The sequence below is a fragment of the Hathewaya massiliensis genome, from assembly GCF_902143515.1.
Classification (GTDB): Bacteria; Bacillota; Clostridia; order Clostridiales; family Clostridiaceae; genus Hathewaya; species Hathewaya massiliensis.
Map to the genome: position 1 here is coordinate 86,065 of NZ_CABFVD010000007.1, position 19,906 is coordinate 105,970.

General features: G+C 28.6%; 18 protein-coding genes. 1 reads left to right on the plus strand and 17 read right to left on the minus strand.

Features of this window, described 5'->3' with window-relative positions; genetic code table 11:
* Positions 1-417: 417 nt before the first annotated feature.
* From FNZ64_RS12500 to FNZ64_RS12510, 3 genes are read right to left on the minus strand one after another with little or no spacing between them, the layout of a single operon-like run.
* On the minus strand, positions 418-2,679 hold the full coding sequence (locus FNZ64_RS12500; protein WP_142415344.1) for an AAA family ATPase: 2,262 nt from the start codon (positions 2,677-2,679) through the stop codon (positions 418-420).
* Between the two features lies 1 nt (position 2,680).
* Positions 2,681-3,382: an ABC-three component system middle component 1 gene (locus FNZ64_RS12505; RefSeq protein WP_142415345.1), complete on the minus strand. Its 702-nt coding sequence runs from the start codon at positions 3,380-3,382 to the stop codon at positions 2,681-2,683.
* 3 nt (positions 3,383-3,385) lie between these two features.
* Positions 3,386-4,813, minus strand: a complete 1,428-nt coding sequence (locus tag FNZ64_RS12510) for an ABC-three component system protein (protein WP_142415346.1) — start codon at positions 4,811-4,813, stop codon at positions 3,386-3,388.
* Between the two features lie 175 nt (positions 4,814-4,988).
* Here FNZ64_RS12510 and FNZ64_RS12515 point away from each other — a divergent pair, with 175 nt between their 5' ends.
* On the plus strand, positions 4,989-6,431 hold the full coding sequence (locus tag FNZ64_RS12515; RefSeq protein WP_142413186.1) for a DDE-type integrase/transposase/recombinase: 1,443 nt from the start codon (positions 4,989-4,991) through the stop codon (positions 6,429-6,431).
* 630 nt (positions 6,432-7,061) lie between these two features.
* On the opposite strand, the gene FNZ64_RS12520 is transcribed toward FNZ64_RS12515, so the two are convergent.
* From FNZ64_RS12520 to FNZ64_RS12585, 14 genes are all read right to left on the minus strand, one after another.
* On the minus strand, positions 7,062-8,255 hold the full coding sequence (locus tag FNZ64_RS12520; RefSeq protein WP_142415484.1) for a hypothetical protein: 1,194 nt from the start codon (positions 8,253-8,255) through the stop codon (positions 7,062-7,064).
* A gap of 668 nt (positions 8,256-8,923) precedes the next feature.
* Positions 8,924-9,550: a DUF5052 family protein gene (locus FNZ64_RS12525; RefSeq protein ID WP_142415347.1), complete on the minus strand. Its 627-nt coding sequence runs from the start codon at positions 9,548-9,550 to the stop codon at positions 8,924-8,926.
* A gap of 35 nt (positions 9,551-9,585) precedes the next feature.
* Positions 9,586-10,239, minus strand: a complete 654-nt coding sequence (locus FNZ64_RS12530; protein ID WP_243129272.1) for a TIGR00266 family protein — start codon at positions 10,237-10,239, stop codon at positions 9,586-9,588.
* Positions 10,240-10,683: 444 nt separating this feature from the next.
* Positions 10,684-11,010, minus strand: coding sequence for a DUF3784 domain-containing protein (locus FNZ64_RS12535; RefSeq protein ID WP_142415348.1), 327 nt, complete (start codon positions 11,008-11,010; stop codon positions 10,684-10,686).
* A gap of 32 nt (positions 11,011-11,042) precedes the next feature.
* Entirely contained in the window at positions 11,043-12,284 is a 1,242-nt protein-coding gene (locus FNZ64_RS12540) for a metal-dependent hydrolase family protein (RefSeq protein ID WP_142415349.1), read from the minus strand.
* Positions 12,285-12,390: 106 nt separating this feature from the next.
* Positions 12,391-12,987: a TIGR04100 family radical SAM protein gene (locus FNZ64_RS12545; protein WP_142415350.1), complete on the minus strand. Its 597-nt coding sequence runs from the start codon at positions 12,985-12,987 to the stop codon at positions 12,391-12,393.
* Between the two features lie 165 nt (positions 12,988-13,152).
* The gene (locus FNZ64_RS12550; protein WP_142415351.1) at positions 13,153-14,316 is read right to left on the minus strand and encodes an RNA-guided endonuclease InsQ/TnpB family protein; all 1,164 of its coding nucleotides are present in this window, start codon (positions 14,314-14,316) and stop codon (positions 13,153-13,155) included.
* The gene (locus tag FNZ64_RS12555) at positions 14,294-14,917 is read right to left on the minus strand and encodes an IS607 family transposase (protein ID WP_142415352.1); all 624 of its coding nucleotides are present in this window, start codon (positions 14,915-14,917) and stop codon (positions 14,294-14,296) included. The genes FNZ64_RS12550 and FNZ64_RS12555 overlap by 23 nt, the downstream gene beginning before the upstream one ends.
* Positions 14,918-15,018: 101 nt before the next feature.
* Positions 15,019-15,546 carry a TIGR04002 family protein gene (locus FNZ64_RS12560; protein ID WP_142415353.1) on the minus strand — a complete coding sequence of 176 codons (528 nt, stop codon included), beginning with the start codon at positions 15,544-15,546 and terminating at the stop codon, positions 15,019-15,021.
* Positions 15,546-16,379, minus strand: coding sequence for a pyridoxamine kinase (locus FNZ64_RS12565; RefSeq protein WP_341472638.1), 834 nt, complete (start codon positions 16,377-16,379; stop codon positions 15,546-15,548). Before FNZ64_RS12565 ends, FNZ64_RS12560 begins: the two co-directional genes overlap by 1 nt.
* A gap of 163 nt (positions 16,380-16,542) precedes the next feature.
* Entirely contained in the window at positions 16,543-17,400 is an 858-nt protein-coding gene (locus tag FNZ64_RS12570; RefSeq protein ID WP_142415355.1) for a DMT family transporter, read from the minus strand.
* 24 nt (positions 17,401-17,424) lie between these two features.
* The gene (locus FNZ64_RS12575) at positions 17,425-17,634 is read right to left on the minus strand and encodes a helix-turn-helix domain-containing protein (RefSeq protein ID WP_142415356.1); all 210 of its coding nucleotides are present in this window, start codon (positions 17,632-17,634) and stop codon (positions 17,425-17,427) included.
* 17 nt (positions 17,635-17,651) lie between these two features.
* Positions 17,652-18,146, minus strand: coding sequence for a DUF2975 domain-containing protein (locus tag FNZ64_RS12580; protein WP_142415357.1), 495 nt, complete (start codon positions 18,144-18,146; stop codon positions 17,652-17,654).
* A 159-nt stretch (positions 18,147-18,305) separates the two neighbouring features.
* Entirely contained in the window at positions 18,306-19,736 is a 1,431-nt protein-coding gene (locus tag FNZ64_RS12585) for a DUF4153 domain-containing protein (protein ID WP_142415358.1), read from the minus strand.
* Positions 19,737-19,906 lie beyond the last annotated feature (170 nt).

Genomic DNA, 19,906 nt, shown 5'->3' on the forward strand with positions numbered 1-19,906 from the left:
TCTTTAGGCTCTCTTTATTTAAGCCTGAGATTACCTCATAAAGTTTTCATCTTATATGTGCCAAATAATATATCCTTATAAGTCTGCTAAGATTGCTGTAGCCTGGTATCAACCTGTAAAATTTTATAAGAAGTCTTAGAACATGAGCTTGCTCAGCTTCTTTTTATGATAATCAAATTGTTGTTTTTATAGGTTATAACCTCTACAAAATTCATTAATTATTACTTTTTCATCACTACTATAATTTTGTTTTATGATTTTTTCCCAATTTATATTACTTAGTTTTTTTAAGCACAAAAACCTCCTACCCGATAAATTATAAAATAATTTTATCAAGTTCGGAGGCTACTTTATAAGCGTCTAATCATTGACTCTTACAAGTAAAACATCACAGAAGTGTGATGCTTTACTTATAATCTAACTATTAATATACCTCTCATACATATTTAATACCTTAACACTTCTGTTATGTTGTCTATATTTATATTCTAATAAATCTGATTTATCTGATTCATGAGTAGACATTATTACTTGAGAATCAGTAAATGAATCTGCTAGTAAATCGGCAAAAGAGAAAGCACTTATATCATCAATTGATTGAAGAGGATCATCTATCAATATTAAATCTAAACCATCCTCAAAATCAATGGTACTCCTCACTGATAACATAATTGATAATGCTACTCCATTTAATTGACCCATACTTAAATAGTTAAATATATCATCCTCTTTGCTATCTGTTTGAAAAACAACCTGATTATCCTTTATATCTACATTTATTCCTAATCCCATAGGATAATTCTGAATTATTTTACCTGAAGTTATGTATAATGGTATTTTTATATTCTCCACTAAATTCGTTTGGTACGCCTTAAATGCAGCATCATATTTCTTTCTATATTCCTCAACGGTATCTTCTGCTAACTTATTTTGATTCTTTACCTTTTTATATTCTATAGTCCTATCCTCAAGCTTCTTTTTTTCTATTGAGATTTGTTTGGAATATCCTGTTGAATATTTGTCAGCAATAAACGCTATTTTATTATTTATATCAACTTCCTTATGATTAATTCCATCTTTATAGTACTTATCAATTAAGTTCTCATAGTCCTTAACTTCTTTTTCAGATAGTCTTTCCCCTAATCTATTAATTTCTTTTTCAATATTTAATTTAAACAAACTATATTCATTATCAAATTTTTCACTTATACAGTCCTTTTTATTAGTAAATCTAAACTCCGTCATTACCTCTTTTTCTTCTATAAGGTTAGAAATATCAATATTAATTAGCTTTTCTAACTCTAAATACAATTTATATTCTTTATTATTTAAAAACTTAGCTTTTTCATTTATACATTTAGCCTCATCAAAATACTTCTCAATTTGGTCTTTAATCAAACCTAAGTCTTTTTCTAACAATGTATTATTTTCTTGTAATGCTCTTTCTGTCATCTTAAACAGTCTTTCCAATTCCATAGATGGGTTTCCACACAAAGGACACACATTCTTATCAAAATTATTATTTTCAACATTTCTATTAAAAAGTTCTATTAATTTTTTTCTATTAGTAATAAAGGTAACTCTATCTCTCTCATTACTCTTTAAATCTGTTAATAATTTATTGTAGTTTCTTAGAGAAGATTCTATTTCTGTTATACTTTCAATTGAAATGCCAGCTAACTTTCCTACGGCTACTGCATCGCTATATTTTCTTTCTTTTAACATGTTATCTACATTTTTTATATTACTTAAAATATCTACTTTAAGCTTAATTTTCTCAATTACATCAGCATAGTATATCGCTCTCAAATTATTCTCTATTGAACTTTTAACCTTTTCTAATCTTAATATCTTCTTAGTATTTTTATATTTCCCCTGACTTCTAATAACACCTATAATTTTATTTAGTGGTTCAACTTGTGTATCATACTCTATATTATAATCTAACTTTTCTAAATCAAACCCATATTCCACATCTTCAAAAAGCCTTTTATATACAACATCTTTAGGCAAGTTAGATACATTCTTCTCCTTATCCATCAAAAGTTGTAAACTAGCACTTAACTTTTCTATTTCATCTGTATACGTCTTTTCACTCTCTTCTATCTTACTTTTAACCTTTTTTTCGAAAATCTTTAGAAACTCACTTTTTCCTTGAATATTACTACTATCTAATATTCCTGAAATCAAACTCTTTCTATCACCATACTTCTTCTCAAGAAACTCTAGAGACTCCTTTTGTGAAATATACATACCAATATCAAAAATGCTCTTATTAAACTTTAATAGTTCCCATAAATATTCTTCAGTACACTCTTCTTCATTAACCTTTATAGTAGATGTAAATCCATCTTTACAATCAATACATCTTTCAATAGTTAAAACATTGCCTTTTTCATTAACTAATTTTGCAGTAATTTTAATATCCTTTGAAGGATTATTCGCTAAAATTGATTTAGAAAGACTCCCTCTATTTAAGAGAGCTGAGTTAAAGCTCTTAATATCTCCAGTCAAGAGTAGTTCTACAGCTTCAAAAGTAGTTGTCTTCCCATATCCGTTTGGTCCATTTAAAAGTACTAAATTAGCCTCTTGAAAATTAACATTTACGCCTAATTCACCCTCACTATACTCCACAAATTTAAAATTATTAACCCATATGTTTTCAATTCTATAACCCATATTATCCCTCTCTAAAGCTTGATAAGTAAGAATCAACAGCATCATCTAAACTCATAGACATCAGCTTCTCAAGCCCCTCTTTACTAAATTTATATATATTACTTTCTATAGGATCTTTCTTTATTTTTTTTAATTGTTCTAATAACTCATTTTCAAAGTTTACTTCATCCTTATACTCTAAGTCTACTTTTACAAAAATAAATTTTATTAAAATCCTAAGCATAAACTTTAATGCAATAGAATCATTATCCTTTTTATTGATGGTCTTATTGTTGCTTTTAATCCTAATTAGTTCATTAAAGCTATCCTTTTTATTCTTTTTAGCCCAAGCTTCAAATGTATTTACTTCATCATCATTATAATAAAAAACATATTTTTTACAGAAATACTCATTCTCTTCTATTTCAATTATTTTCTTATGTAGTTGCTCTCCTATGCAAGATGTCTTTAAGATAACTATTGCATAAATGAATTGAGGTTTAACAGTTCTTAATATTTTATTTTCACTACAACATCTTTCTATGTATGCAACAATTTCTTCTGTATTCACATCATTATGATCAAACTCAAAAATACAAAAATGGTTCTTTATTTTATTTTTTAAAATTATAAACTTCTCTTCATAAATAACAGATTCTGAGTCTTCCATATTACTTATTAATGTCCCATTATATTTCTTTATAATCTCTAAAATTTTATTCATAAATTATTCTCCTTCCATAATATATGTAATTAAATCATCTTTATTAATTATTGTTATATTTTGAGAAAAGCTTATTTTCTTATCCTTTTTATTAGTATTATCTAATACATCTTTTATACTAATATCCTTTTCTATAACAATCTTATTATTCTTCATAAGAAAATCTCTATCTGTATTAGTAAACTTATCACCTTTAGTTTGTAATAATCTACACCCAATATCCCCGGATAAAACAAATTCACTATCAAGGCTCTTATATACCTCATTTTGATTAATTTTAATTAGAGACTTAGATGTCCTTACACTTGAACTATTAATTTGTATTATAGTAGGAATAACTTTTAAGCTTCCATAATTATGACTAAAAAATATTAAATTATTTTCTTCACTTATAATATTTGAATCTACAGCCTTATAAACTTCACATATATTATCTGTGTATATATTATTATTAAATACGCTTTCTATCGCCTCTTCTTTACTAGCCACTGGATTAATGTATCTTATATACTTATCTAATGCTACAGCCTTTATCAATTCATAATTTCTAAGTACTCCACAATTTTCCTTGCAAATACTCTCACACTCTTCACAAGCATCCATAGTATTCTCTTCTATTTTTTTATTGATATATTTATATATGTATTCCTTAAACTTTAACTTCTCTATTTCCTCTCTGTCTATACTAACACATTTGATATAGTCTACTATTTCACTAAACAATATATTATAATTACTCTTCTTACCCCCATCATGATATTGTGATATCTTTCTATCTACAAAATCACAAAGAATTAAATAAATATCTTCCTTTGAAGTATTTACTTTTATATTATTAAGTAATTTTTCTAACTCCATCTTAATATAGTCAATCACACCTAATATAGAAACAACCTCATCCCTATACTTATACAACTCAACTCTATCCTTAAACTTATTCTTAGTTGTTCCCCAGTCAGTTATATCTTTTGCTGATATCAATACACATTTAGCATTTTTATTAGTACTTAGCTCTTTATCTTCTATTAATTTCTCCAAAGCTTCTTCATAGCCTGCTACGGTTGTTTTAGATAAGCAAGCCTTTACTTGATATAAGGACTCTACAACGCTATTCTTTATAAATACAAAGTCTTGCTTTTTTTCTAACTCCACACCCCAGTGGTTAAAGCTATTATCATCAGTAAAAATCAACTTATTCATCATTTGCAAAGTCAATAATAGCATCATTTTCCCTTGATAGTTATATCCACTCCACGATGGTATTGCATCATTATTACTTTCCTTTTTAAATAGACCATTAGATTTATACATGTCATACCATCCTTGTATAGTTTTACGTGTTGGCTTTCCATTATCTATCATACTACTGATATCTTCATTTCTTTCTATTGCTAAAACCATCTTATTTTTAAAGTCTACCTGATAATTCATTTCCACTCCCCCCCTCTTATATGTGTTAGTGTAAAGTTTTTCACACTATATTTTTTACTTTATCTTTATATATCAAGGGTTACAGAATTTTTTTAAACAAAAAAACAATGACCCCCTTTTTTATGCTATAATTGAATCGCCAAAACCCAAAATAACATGAAAGGATGTCATTGCTATGGATTCAATTATAACTTATTTACTTTTATATATTCAATACCAAAACAAAATTATTTTAGAACTTTTTTTATTTATATCTAAATATATTCCTCTTAAACAATTGGTTTTTGAGGATTCACATAGTCCTGAATATCAGAAGTTTAAGGTGGATAAACTTCCTAAAATCTTCAATTCAGAACCTGTTGATTATCAATTGCTTTTAGCTTATTACAAGAACAGGTACGGAAAAACTGTTAAGCCAGTAAATCGTAGGTCTGAAAGTGCAAAAGTTGGTGAATCTACCGTGTGCCCTCGTTGTGGTGCTCCGCACAAATACATTTACAAAAATAATGGTTCTAAAGGTCAATATCAGTGTAAAGTATGTGGAGAGTTATTTAACGAAATAAATATCTATAATAGACCTTTAGCTTTACGTTGCCCTTATTGTGGACATATTTTAACACCTAAGAAAGATCGTAAGCATTTTAGAATACATAAATGTGTTAATCCTAAGTGTTCTTACTACCGCAATAACTTAGACAAGCTACCTAAAGACTTAAGTGACGCTAATAAACACAAGTACAAGCTCCACTACATCTATCGTGAGTTCACCATAGATTTCTTTAAAATGGACTTACATGAACTTCCTTCTAGAGCAATTAACTTTAAGTATAAGAAGTTTAATGCCCACATTATGGGGCTTTGCCTTACTTATCACGTTAATCTTAAGCTATCTACTAGACAGACAGCACATGCCTTGGAAGAAGTACACGGCATAAAGATTTCACATACAATGGTTGCTAATTATGCTATGACTGCTGCCGCAGTTATAAAGCCTTTTGTTGACACATTTGACTACAAACCATCTAATATTCTTTCAGCTGATGAAACCTATATCAAGGTAAAAGGTATAAAACATTACGTTTGGATTATCATGGATGCCTGTAAGAAGTCTATCTTAGGCTATCAAGTATCTGATACTCGTGCTGTAGGTCCATGTATCCTCACTATGCGTATGGCTTTTGAGAAGTTTAAAAAATTCCCTAATAAAGCCTTAAAATTCATTGCAGACGGCTATAGTGCCTATCCTCTTGCAAGTCAGCAGTGCAAAATCGTTAATGGATGGGACTTTGATGTTACTCAAGTTATCGGACTCACCAATGATGATGCTGTATCCACCGAATTTCGTTGGGTAAAGCAAGTAGTAGAACGACTTAACCGCACCTTCAAATCTTCTTATCGCGTTACCTGCGGTTATGGAAGCGAGAATGGTGCACTTTATGGCGTTTCCCTTTGGGTTGCCTATTATAACTTTCTACGTCCTCATCCTTATAACTACTGGAAGCCACTAAATGAGATAGATATTTTAACTAATGCGGGCAATATGCCTGCTAAGTGGCAAATACTTATTTATCTTGGTCAACAAACAATATTAAAGATGCAAGCTGAAAACTCTGCTTAATTTAGTTATAAAGTAAATATACGATATTTCTGAGCCACTACGTGGATAAATTAATGTGGTGATTAGCAATATCAAAAATTTTCCTTCTCTGAAAAGGATTTTTTGTCATGCTCAAAATTCGTTAATCCATCTTTAAATCACAAAATATTTTAGTATTCTACGCCCTTCGGGCAAAACATTTTTAAACTTAACTTTTTCATATTTCACTTTACACTATCTTATATGTGTCCTTTTTATTACTAAATATTATATCTTAATATTACTTTTAATACTAATAACTCCAAATATATTTTTATTATAAATAAAATGATAATTTCCGTTGAAATATCACACATATCGACTACAAATAAAAAATATATCAAAATATCCAAGCAATATAATTATTTAATTCAACAGTCTTACTTGGATTTAATTAATTCTTTTTTTATTTTAATTTCTTTAATTTTAATGTAACTGGCCATGTGCTCAATGTCGTCAACTTAAGAGAATAATAGACTTTTATAAAAAAAATGACTTGCAACAGGAAGTTTTTTCACAACCTTGCTATGGACAAATAAACTATAGTGTGGCTGTAAAACTATGACTATTATAACTATATACTTTTTCCATTCTGTAACAATAAAACATTATTTAGTATTCCCAGTCCATGTAACTTCTCATTTCCATTTCATAATCCTTGATATTATCTAACCATGAATCACAACTATCAATAAAATGGAAAAAACCTAATAGATAATTATAGAAATTCTCTACATCAATCTCTTCATCATTAAACTTATATTCATTACTAAATGAACACGGATACCTAAACATATCCCCGTTCTTATCTATACCGCTCAAAGCCTGTATATATCTCTCGGCTAAATCTAGTGTTTCTTCCTCCTGTTTGTCCTCTTTAGAATAATGAACCAATATTGGTTTAATTGACTTCCATAAGTCTTTATATAACAAATGTGAGTTCCTTTTTCTTCGGATAATATGCTCATCAACACCTTGTTCCATATGTATGTGAAGAAGTCTTTTTAATCCTATCTCAATAGCATTTCTCATTAAGAAAACTATCGGATAGAATAACACTTCATCTTTTGATTCTTTAAACTTTTCGAATAAAAACGTTGCAACATCACTATATCCTGTTACCTGCTTATGGAATCCATCACCCCCTGGGGAATCCCATAGATAGCAATTATTTATGCCTGTAATTGCCAGATGTATAAACTGTGGCTCTTCTTCAAGATCTAATTCGTTTTCATCAAACCATTCACCAAATATCATTTTATTCAAGGTACTATAACAATATATAAGTTTATTACCCATATGCCAAACATCTAAGGCCTTATTACCATATTGTTGCATGAAGTCATCTTTAAATGGGTATCTGAAAAGATCTGAACTTGAATCTACTATCTCTATACTACCTAAATACTTCTCTAGCCACATTTCTTCATCTAAATTTAGCTCTTCAATACCATATCTATCTTTAAAGGTGTTATACAACTCCTTTACATTATGTTTATTATCTTTAAATATTGCCTGTAGCTCACTCTTAGTAGCTCCATTAACAGCTAATCCTGCCTTAAGCAATAATTCTATAGCCTGTCTCATCATATAAACACCAGGCAAAAACCACATATCATACTTGATATTATCATTGTGTGGAACTTCTATAACCTCTTTTAAGGTGATATAACTTGCGTTCATATACTGTCTAGATAACTCTAAATAGTCTTTATCAGGTTTTTTACTCCACTTTATATGTATTTTCATCTCTTCATTCATTATATCTTTAATATTTTTATCTTTTTCTATCCAAACATATTCCACTTTAAATACCAACTCCTTTTCACGCCATTCTATCCAAGAGCTTTCTAAGTAATATTCACTCATCTCAATCTTTTCATTAAGTTAATTAGAATAATTAACCCCTATAAATCCCTCTTTTACCTTTAACTATAATATTTATTATAACATGATCTATAAATATAACCTTGCTTATGCTACGGTTCATCATTAATTATCCTAAACCTTATTTAATATTTAAATTACTTTTCTTACCATACTAACTTTCCAGTATAGAAATAACCCTCTTCCAATTATACCACCATCTCCCATGATTCAGCATATAAAGTTATAATTTCCCCCGTTTTTTCATCTTCACCCACCCTTTCCCATATAATCAAATTTATATTCTGCTATCTCAAACACTACATGACGCCTCTTTGAACCTATCATCAATAAATCATTCCCTCTTTTCCATGTATCAAGTATGATAATCCCTCCACTTGAATCTCTTCCGAAATATAATAGACTGTCCCATAATTATAGTCATTTGATAAAAAAGAAAGAGGTTGTAGCACTAAAAAATTTACATACAATATATTGACTTACAAATTTAAAATTAACAAAATATATTGTAGTATTTATTTTTAATGCCACAGCCCCTAACTTATTTTCTTTAAAATTTAACTATCTTCTTTAATATGAGGTTAATTTTAATTCATCAACCCCATATCATAAATTGAGTAATCACATCTATATATAAATAGATATTTTCCATCTATGATTATGCCTGTAGACTTGTCCATTCCTGTTGCAAAATAACTTACATTATCACCTGCAAAAGTGGCTAGTGGTTTACCAGATTGAGATCTTATTAAAACTACTTTACTTTTACCTGTGGTAAGGTTTTTCATATCATTAATCATATTGTTTAAAAATGGAGTTGATCTTTTTAAATTTTTAATTTCAACTTTTTTAGAGTATTCATTAAAAATATCTTCTAAGCCTTTTTCGTACATAATTAAACTGCTACCAACATGTAGCATAGATTTACCACCTACAGTTAGTTTCATAACTGCAGATTTTTTAATTGTTTTACCATCTTCATCCTTAGAATCAAATTCATCTTCAGTATTTATGCTTATAGATTTTCCTTCTATTCTATCAATGATGTTACTGTCTTCGTCGTAGGTTTGTACAATAGCTTCTCTTCCTTTTAAATTTTCCAGCATTTTTCCCATTTTATTTCTAAAAACATTACATCCACTTAAATTTATAGTGATTAATATTATTAGAGAGACTATTAAAGAGTTTTTAAAAAAGCCTGTTCTTTTGTTCATAATACGTTCCCCCATGCAAAAATATTTTAATATGCTTATTTAGAAGAAGTGTTTATAAGATTATTAGGATTTCTTGTTTGTATCCATATAAGTCCTGGCCCTGTAAATTTACATACTAAGCCTTCTCCACCTGCTATGGAGCCTAAAAATCCTGAAGCCATTTCTATACTATAATTAAGTGTACTATCCCATAATACTAGATGAGCTGTATCCACTATATAAGTTTCACCAACTTCTAGACGTTTTTCGTAAATTGAACCATAGGATGAAAGGAAAAGTTCTCCTTCTCCTCTAGCTTCCATTTGGAATAATCCTTCACCAGAGAAAAGTCCCTTTGCACCAGCACCTTTTGTTCTTATTTCTATTCCTTCTGTGGAGGCTAAAAATGCCCCTTTTCCTAACCTATAAGCTCTAGAATTATCTAAAGTTATATGTTTTATATCACCTAAATAGGCAGGTGCTAATAATAACTCCCCATTATCTCTTGCTTTAAACTTTTGAATAAAAGCACTTTCTCCTGTAAACATTCTTCCAAAGACTTTGCCTATTCCCCCAGCTTTAGCTGAGAGTTCAAAGGAATCAGACATGGAAACCATAGCCCCTGCTTCTACCATAATTTCATCTCCTGGATTACAAATTAATTTAAGTGTTCTATTAGCTTCTTCAAATAATAATTCATGTTTTATCATAATTACCACTCCCCTTTTTATATGTTTTATTAATATTCACTTTAAAATATATATAAGTTAATTATATAATATTCGATCACTAATTAGAAACTATAATTAACTTATTACCTTAATATTCTCAAAGATTTACTACTTAAATCTTTGAGAATATTGAACTTTGTTTTATTAGTCAAACTTAAGTTATTTGGTAATTCCCGTGTGTAAATTCTACTCCTAAGTCTGAATTTTTGTGATAAACTTCCTTTAGATTTAGCTCACCATGGATACCTTTACCTAAGCTAATGGTTGTGTTCTCAACCGCCATAGCGGACTTTTAGCACCAATTTGCAACCTGGCTGTTCTAAGAAAAATAGGGACAAGTGCAATTTACTTGTCCCTACTAAGAGTTCTTTCTTTTTTTATAGTTATTTCTTTATATATTTCTTTATACGTTTCTTTATATATTTATTTCTTTTTACATTTATACATCTGATGATAAAAAGATATTATTAATCCTAAAATTAATATAACAGCTTGACTTATCATAACCGCATTATAATATTTTTTATCAATAAATATGCTCATAACAGCAATTATTATTACAATTAATCCTGTACCTAAGAGGTCTCGTCCAACAACTTTTGATACTTTATCTTTATCATGCTTTTTTTCATCAAAGAAGTTAAGCATATCTCCTGCATTAAAGTATTTAATTATTACTCCTAGAAAGGTTAGGAATCCTCCTGCTAAAAAAGCCACTACAAGAATACCTGTTAAATCTGCTGGTTTCATAAAGTATTCCTCCAACTAAAGGTTTTCTATAATTATAAATTTTTCTTAACAAAAGTTCCTTCCTTCATTATAATATCCATATCTTCTACATTAATATTATGGATATCTTCTAAAGGATTATTTTTAAGTACTATTATATCTGCAAATTTACCTACTTCAAGTGTACCTGTAATATCATCAATTCTAAGCATTTCTGCTCCATTTTTAGTTGCTGCTAAAAGGGTCTCCATTTCTGTTAATCCAGATTTATTTAGGGTGTACATTTCTGTTATAGCATATTTTCCATATGGAGTTAGGCTGCTACAGAATGAATCTGAACCTACAGTAATTCTAATTCCTTTTTTATTTGCATTTTGAAGATTATCTATAATACGGTTTAATTCCTTCTCAGCTGTGGTTTTTCCAGGATAATTATCATGTATTGGTCTATATGGTGGTTCATATACTGTAAACCATTCATAGAAAAATTGAAGGGTTGGACAGAAGGTAATATCCTTTTCCTTCATAATTTCTAGACATTCTTCATTTAGTTCTTGTCCATGAATTATTGCAGATACTCCAGCCTTGCAAGAATTAAGTGCTCCTTCATATCCTTCAGCATGAGACCATACTGGTAGTCCTACCATATTGGCTTCATCTACTACTGCTTGAATTTCTTCCATACAATAGTGAGGGTCAGCTTTTGCATCATGGCGCCAAATTCCTCCGCCTGTTGACCAAATCTTTATAGCATCTGGATTTTCACGAATTCTTTTTCTTATAGCTTTACGTAATTCCCAAGGTCCATCTACTCTTTCAGCCCATGGATGAGATTCATTATTATATTCTAAAGGCAATCTATGGGAATCTCCATGGCCTGCTGTTCTACAAAATCCTAATCCTGTTGTAACTACACGAGGTCCTGGAATAACTCCTTCTTCTATCATATTACGTATATGAATTCCTGATCTAGAAATTTCACCTACAGAAGTTAGTCCATGCTCAAGAGCTTCACGAGCTTGTGCAACTGCTACAATAGTTTTTTGAATTGGATGCTCAAGAACCCAATCTGAATCACTATCCGTTCTATTTCCACTAAAATGAAGGTGTGTATCAATTAAACCAGGAATAATTGTCTTTCCTGAAATATTAACTTTCTCACAGTCTTCACTAATTTCCTTCATAGGACCTACATATTCAATTTTTTTGTCATTTACTATTAATAAAGAATTTTCTATAGGCTCTCTACCTGTACAATCTATTAATAGTCCTCCTATAAATGCTATTTTACTCAATGTAATTCCCCCCATCAATTATCATCATATCCTACTTTAGTATATAACAATAAAATATTTCTTTCTAGGGCTATGGAATTTTATTTTTAAAAAAAAAGCTATAAACTTAGCTTTTTTTTCTAACTCTTAGTGGTATACCCATTTCTTTTGATATATGTTCACATCTTTTTATTTGTTCTTCACTTATTACATCTACTACTGAAAATTGAACTTCCTCAATATTTTCCTTTGATTCTTTTGCAAAATTTAGTAGCGATTCAAAAGATTCAAGTCCAAATATAGGTCTTGTAATTTCATTATATTCTTCCTTTGAAGGAGCATTTAAGCTTATGGAAATTGAATCTACTATACCCTTTAACAGTGGAGCTGTACTTTTTTCATGGATTAAATCTGCAAGTCCATTAGTATTTATTCTTATTTTTATATTACTAACTGATCTAATATATTTACAGACCTCAATTACATCATAAAGTCTCATTAGTGGTTCACCATAACCACAGAAAACCACTTCAGAGTATTTTGATAAATCTTCTTTCTTAAATTCATTAATTATTTCTGAAAGGCTAGGTTCTTTTTCAAGCCATAAACTGCCACTATGACCTACAGAATCCCCTTCTCTTCTTATACAAAATGTGCAATTACAAGGACATTTATTAGTTATGTTTACATAAAGTATGTTATCTATAACATATAAAATATTCATTTAATCCCGTTACGCAAAATCTACTAAAATCTACTATTTAGAGATTTATTCCTTATTCAACGCAACCTGTTTTGTCATAAGACTACTCCAGTTTGATATGTTGCTCCAAAGGCTTAAATTCCTGTGTAACGAACAGTACATATCAGCATTATCTTGAATGTGATACTATGCTGATTTTCTATACCTTGAAAGATTTATTGATGCATTTTTGTCCCTATCAACTCTATTATTGCATGATGGACAAACAAAAATTCTATCTTTAAGTTTTAAATCTTTCTTTATTGTTCCACAACAAGAACATGTTTTGCTTGAAGGATAAAACCTATCTGCTTTAACAAATTCAATGCCGTTAAATTTACTTTTGTATCCTAAAATACTAATAAACTTATGGAAACATTGTTCTTGTATAGCCTTTGACAAATGTTTATTTTTAAGCATACCTTTTACATTTAAATCTTCAACAACTACTCTGCTTGGCTTGGTTTTCACTATTGCAGTTGTTGTTTGATGAATATGATTTAAACGTATATTTGAAAGCCTTCTTTGAATAAGTTTTAATTCTCTTTCGAGTTTTTTAATATTATTAGTTTTAGTAAATTTATAACGGTTTTCACCTTCCTTTCCTATTTGGATTTTTCCATCTTCATATTTTCTTGAAACTTGTTTCTGCTTTCTTTTTAACTTCTTTTTTAGTCTTTTGACTTCTTTAGTTTTATTGATATTTTTAAATGGCTTATCTATATTACTGACTATGGCTAAATCTTTCAGCCCCAAATCCACACCTATTGATATATCTGTATTTTCTGATATAGGTTCTTCTTTTTCTATGCCTACAGATATATACCAAAACTTCCCATCAAAACTTATTCTTGGATTAGTATACTTGATACCCATAGGTATTTGTTCTACTGTTTTAATCCAACCTACTTTTTCAATTAACACTAAATTTTCTTTAACCTTTAGTTTATCTGTATCATTATAGAATGAAGGTTTGCTTTTTCTTCTACTCTTAAATTTTGGTTTATCGGCCAACCCTTTAAAGAAATTTTTATAAGCATTACAAGCGTCTTTTACAGCCTGTTTTGCCACATTGTTAGATACTTCATTAAGCCATTTAAGTTCTGATTTCTTTAGAATAGTTAACTCTTTTCTCAAATCTCCATCTTTTATAAACTTACCACCGTTTTTACCTGTGCCCTTTAGGGTATAATTTTCTTCTTGTCTTGCAAGTGTCCAATTATAAATAAATCTTGCAGTGTGAGCAGATTGCCATAATTTTTGTTCCTGTTCTACATTTGGAATAATTCTAACTTTCTTCCCCAGTATCATTCTCTAAAAACTCCTTAATCATTTTCTTTGCTTTATTTGCTCTTTTCCCTTGTAATCTACAACTAAAAACTGTAACAATTTGAATTAAATCTTCAACTAATTCCTGTTCCTCTGTCTTTTCTGTATTATCTATGATTTCAATAGTAGTTCCATATTTATTACATAGATTTTCTATAAGCTCATATCCGAACCTAACCAACCTATCTTTATATAAAATTACTATCTTTTCAACTTCTGAATTAGTTATCATATCTATTAATTGATTCAAGCCTTTTTTGTTGTAGTTAATTCCACTTCCTATATCAGTAATAACCTCAAATTGATAACCTTTAGCAATCATATATGTTTTAACATTTTCTATTTGCCTTGTTAAATCATCTTTTTGCTTATTACTTGATACTCTGCAATATCCTATTACTTTTCTATTTCTCTTAACAAGTGGCACTTGCAAAACTTGATTAATTTGTTGTTCAGAATAATAACGATGTCCACCTTCTGTTATATGATGTGGTTTTAATTTTCCTTCATTGTCCCATAGTCTTAATGCTTGAATACTTTTCCCTACTAATTTTGAGAATTGACCAATTGTATAATATCTCATGTCATCACATCTTTATGCATATTATGATAACATAAAACCAATAATTCTCAATATATTTTAGTAGGTTTTAATAGTTGTTTTAAAACTGTTACTTACCCTCACTATGAAATTTTTGTTCCTATTTTCTCTGATATTTTTATTTTATCTAGTGCTCCACCTAAAAGCATAAAGGCAATACCACTTCCTATTGGTTGTAGAAATCCCATAAGAAAGCTTACAATTGCAACCTTAAAATCACCAAAGATAATTCCCGTAGCCAAATAGTATCCTAGAATTCCCACAGCCCCTGCTATAAATATAGCATAAGTATTTTGTTTGCATATTATAGTATTTTTCTTAGAGGTAAAAAATAATACTAAGATTGGTTTAATTATCATTGTAGGTATAACCCATACCATGCCTCCTGGAGATATGGCATCAGAAAGCCCTGCTCCTATAGCAGCTGCTAACATGGCATAAGGTTTAGGAAGTATACATGCTGCTAAATATATAAAAGCATCTCCTATGTGTATATACCCACCATTAACTCCTGTTGGTATATGGAATAAAAACGCTGTTGTTACGCAAATAATTGCAGCAAACATAGCTGTTAACACTAAGGTCTTTGTTTTTTTCTCATTATGAACCATTATAAAATCAACTCCTTTAAAAATGCTTCAAACATAATGCCATCATTAGTATCTATCTCAAATTTTGAAGTATATTGGATAGTTTTATATATAAAATCAGTAGCTTTTTTTACTGATTTCTCAAGGTCAAAGCCATTTAAAAGCATTCCACAAAGTATAGAAGAAAATATATCTCCAGTTCCACTATAAGAGGTTTTATTATACTTTGAAGTAGCTATAAAAGTTCTATCTTCTGTTCTATCGTATGCTAAGTTTGAAATCATATCACCTTCTATGATTCCAGTTATAACTACTTTCTCAGGTCCCATATTAGAAATTTTCTTAGCTATGTCTTTAAAATGTTCAGGGTCACAAATATAATCTTTATAATTTTCATTAGCTAAAATTAAACTTTCAGTGGCATTGGGCGTAACCACATCTGCAAAACTTACTAGGTTTTTAATTTTATTACACATGCTTTCAGTGTATGTACCATATATAGAACCATTATCAGCCATTACAGGATCCACTAAAACAAGAGATTCCTCATGCTTTTTAATAAAGTTTTCTACTATATCTATTTGTTTTTCTGATCCTAAAAATCCTGTATGTATACCTTTAAACTTAAGCTGAAGATTGTCCCATACCTTTTCATAATTAATCATTTCCTCTGTAAAGTCTAAAAAAGTAAACTCCGGATATCCAGTTTGAGAGGATAAAATTGCCGTTGGAAAAGGACAAGGAGTTAACTTTAAACATGAGAATATTGGTATTGCTACGGTCAAAGAACATTTTCCTATGCCAGACATATCATTTATCACTGCTACCCTATTATTTCCTACTATATTGTTCAAAAAAATCACCTCCATAAACTTCTAAGGAAATAATACCATGTTTTTTTTATTCCGTAAAATGTACCGGTACACTCATGGAACCTAAACCAAACATAGATATATTTCTTTAAAATGCCTACTTGAAGGTGATGTTTAAATACTAAATACTATTTAAAATATTTTTCTAATTTGAAGCTTCTTTTTTATTATAAAAATAAACTACTATGGCCATAATAGTTATTATAGCTCCTCCCAATATACTTAATAGATCTGGTATCTCTCCCCAGATAAAAAATCCTATTATAATGGAAAATACTATATTTGTATAATTATATACAGCCACTTCTGATGCTGGAGCATACTTATAAGAGTATGTTAATGCAAATTGTGCAATAGCAGCAAATATTCCTGTAGAAATTAAATATATAAACTGAATAAAATTCATAGGTTTATAATTCATTAAGACAAAAGGTATTGTTCCTACAACAGATATAAAAGAAAAATAAAAGACAATGGTTGATGGATTTTCCCTATCTTTTAAAAATCTTACTATGGTGTATGCACTTCCTGCTAAAGCTGCTGATGTAAATCCTGCAAGAGCTGGAATAACGCTTAAATTCCATTGAGGTTTTATAACTAATAAAGCTCCTATAAATACCACTACCATAGATATTCCTTTAATAGGTGTAAACTTTTCTTTTAAAAATATAATTGCAAAAAAAGTTATAAAAAATGGAGATAATTTATTTAACATAGAAGAATCTGCAAGAGACAATTTACTTATAGCATAAAAATTTAATATGACCCCACTAAATCCAAGTAAGGATCTAGCAAGTAGATACTTTTGATTTTCCATCTTACCAAACATAGGCATATTACTTTTTCTTAAACTTATAAAAGCTACAAATAAACTAACTAAATTTCTAAATAACACCTTTTCCATAACAGGCAGTTCCCCTGAAAGCTTTACCATAGCTGACATAAAAGCAAAAGCTAAAGCTGATATAATCATGTAAATTACTGCTTTTGATTTATTTTTCATATACTTCCCACCTTAAGATCTTTATTATTCTTCCTTAATATACTCTAAAATATCTCCAGGTTGACAATCTAATTCCCTACAGATAGCTTCCAAAGTTGAAAATCTTATAGCTTTTGCCTTGTTATTTTTTAATATAGATAGATTAGAATTAGTTATACCCACTTTCTCTGCTAAGTCTTGCAGAGAAATTTTTCTTTTAGCCATCATAACATCTAAATTTACTATTATTGACATAATATACTCTTCCTTTTCTATATAGTATAATCATTTTCTTCTTTATATTTAACTGCTTCTTTAAAAATCCTAGATAGGATGGCTATAAAAACTCCAGAAATTAAAAATATTATAAGCTCTGTATCTGTATGTATACCTTTTTCATCTATATATATAAATCTATAAGTTTCTTTACCTATGTTAACTAGAAAATTTAAAAAATAACACCCAGCAATTACAAAACAATATTTTGATATTTTATTTAAAGACTTTACATTATCCCAAATAAAAGGACTCCCTTTTACTAAAGTATAAGTTATTTTTTTCAGCTGAAAAACTATTAAAAATATGCATACTACTCCAATGGTCAATAGAATGCCCATTATAATTTTATTACTTCCTTGAAAGCTCTTAGTATCAATAAAGAATGTATTATAATATACTATGGCAGTGATAATTATACCAAATATTAATATCATATCTAAAACAAAGGCTAAAATCTTAGATAATGAATGTTTTTCATAGGACATCATAAAATTTTCCTCCTAAAACTTTAATCTTTGTATATGTTAACATAGAAATTTATTTTACTCAACAATTTAATGTTGCTAAACGATAAATAGAGTTCTAAAATTCAAAGAGAGTTTTTATTCCATCTGAAGCTTAGAACTCGTTCTTTAGGGGCATAGCCACTATTTTACACTATTACCTTTGGAATTAAAATAATTATATTCATGCCAATAGCTAGTCTCTATTTTGTTATTGTATAACCAATTGTGGTACTGTTCTTTTGAAATTTCTCCTTTTTTAAGTGCACTTTCCATGGAATTGTAATTATCAAAGGAAAGATTCACTATATAAGAAATATCGATTTCTGTAGAGTTCTTTGCTAACTGAAGGTTTTTCCTTGTTATAAAATCATCTATATTAGCAAAATTAATAAATACATAGATTATAGCTCCACAGATTACAATTGGCTTAAACATATTTATGTTTTTAAATATAAATATAAAAACAACTATTAAAACCATACATAAAAAAATAGTAAATATACTAGATAGTATTCTAAGCCTGGTAAAACCAAAAGCTACAATATAAAGCCTCATCTTATATAGTGCTGAAAAAGCCATATTAAAAGTAAGTATTGTAATTAAAGAATATAGGCATAGTATTATTTTTTCTTGTAATTTCCCATTTGGGACTGTATTTTTCTTAATAAAAATTATAAAGAACACATTTAAAAGTGTTAAAAATATCAATTGAAAAAATCCACTTCTAGCATACTCGGCATAATTAAATCCCTGTGGTAAAGTGGTTCCAATATATAAATAGGATATTTGAATTTTAGTAAAAACTAAGTATAAAAAACTCACTATAAAAAGGATGGTAACTATAGTTATGCTATTAAAGTTTAAATTATTTTTATAATCCTCTTCTACTTCTTTATAGGGAAGAGAAAAGCTATTATAAAGCCCAAATATAAATATTGAAAAGATTATAGATAAAAATATTCTAGATATTTTATCCCCCAAATTATAAAAAACCATATTTGAATTTAGATTTTTTATATAATATGCAAAAACTTTATCAGCATCTGCTAAAATCGTTATTAACACAATTACAATGGGAATTGAAATCATAAGTCCATTTAAGACGTATTTATAATTTCCAAAAGACTCTTTATTATTTTCTTTTTTAACACTTCTAAATATGACTTTAATTACTCTTATATTTGCAAAAGAATCTATAAAAACTTTTCTAATAATATTTCTATAGATTACTTTAAATTTAAAATCTACTTCTTTATAACTAAGTATTATAAAAGCTGAGATTAAAGAGCAGGGTATTAAAATTCTATTTAAAACTCTAAATACAGGATTTGTATATATAAAATAAGTTGAAGATAATAAAACACTTACCCCCATAAGAAAATATCCCATATAATTTTTATTTTTTATACCAATAATAAATATAAACCCCAAAGTCAGTGTAGAAATTAATATAAAATATGATAATCCTTTATAATAAAACATGAAATCATATAATAAAACTCCTATAAAAATGGACATAAAAAGAATTTTTAATTTGCTTTGAATTTCTTGCTTTGAAAGTATATCTTTCATATTTATCCCTCCAAAATTATATTATTAATTCACTTAAGATTATCATATTCTTAAGTGAATTTCAATATATTATTATTGTTTTTCAATAACAATATATTGAAAAATATAAATAAAGCTATAAACTTCATATGGAGTTTTTAATTCTACTAAAGCTTAGAAAGCTTATTCAG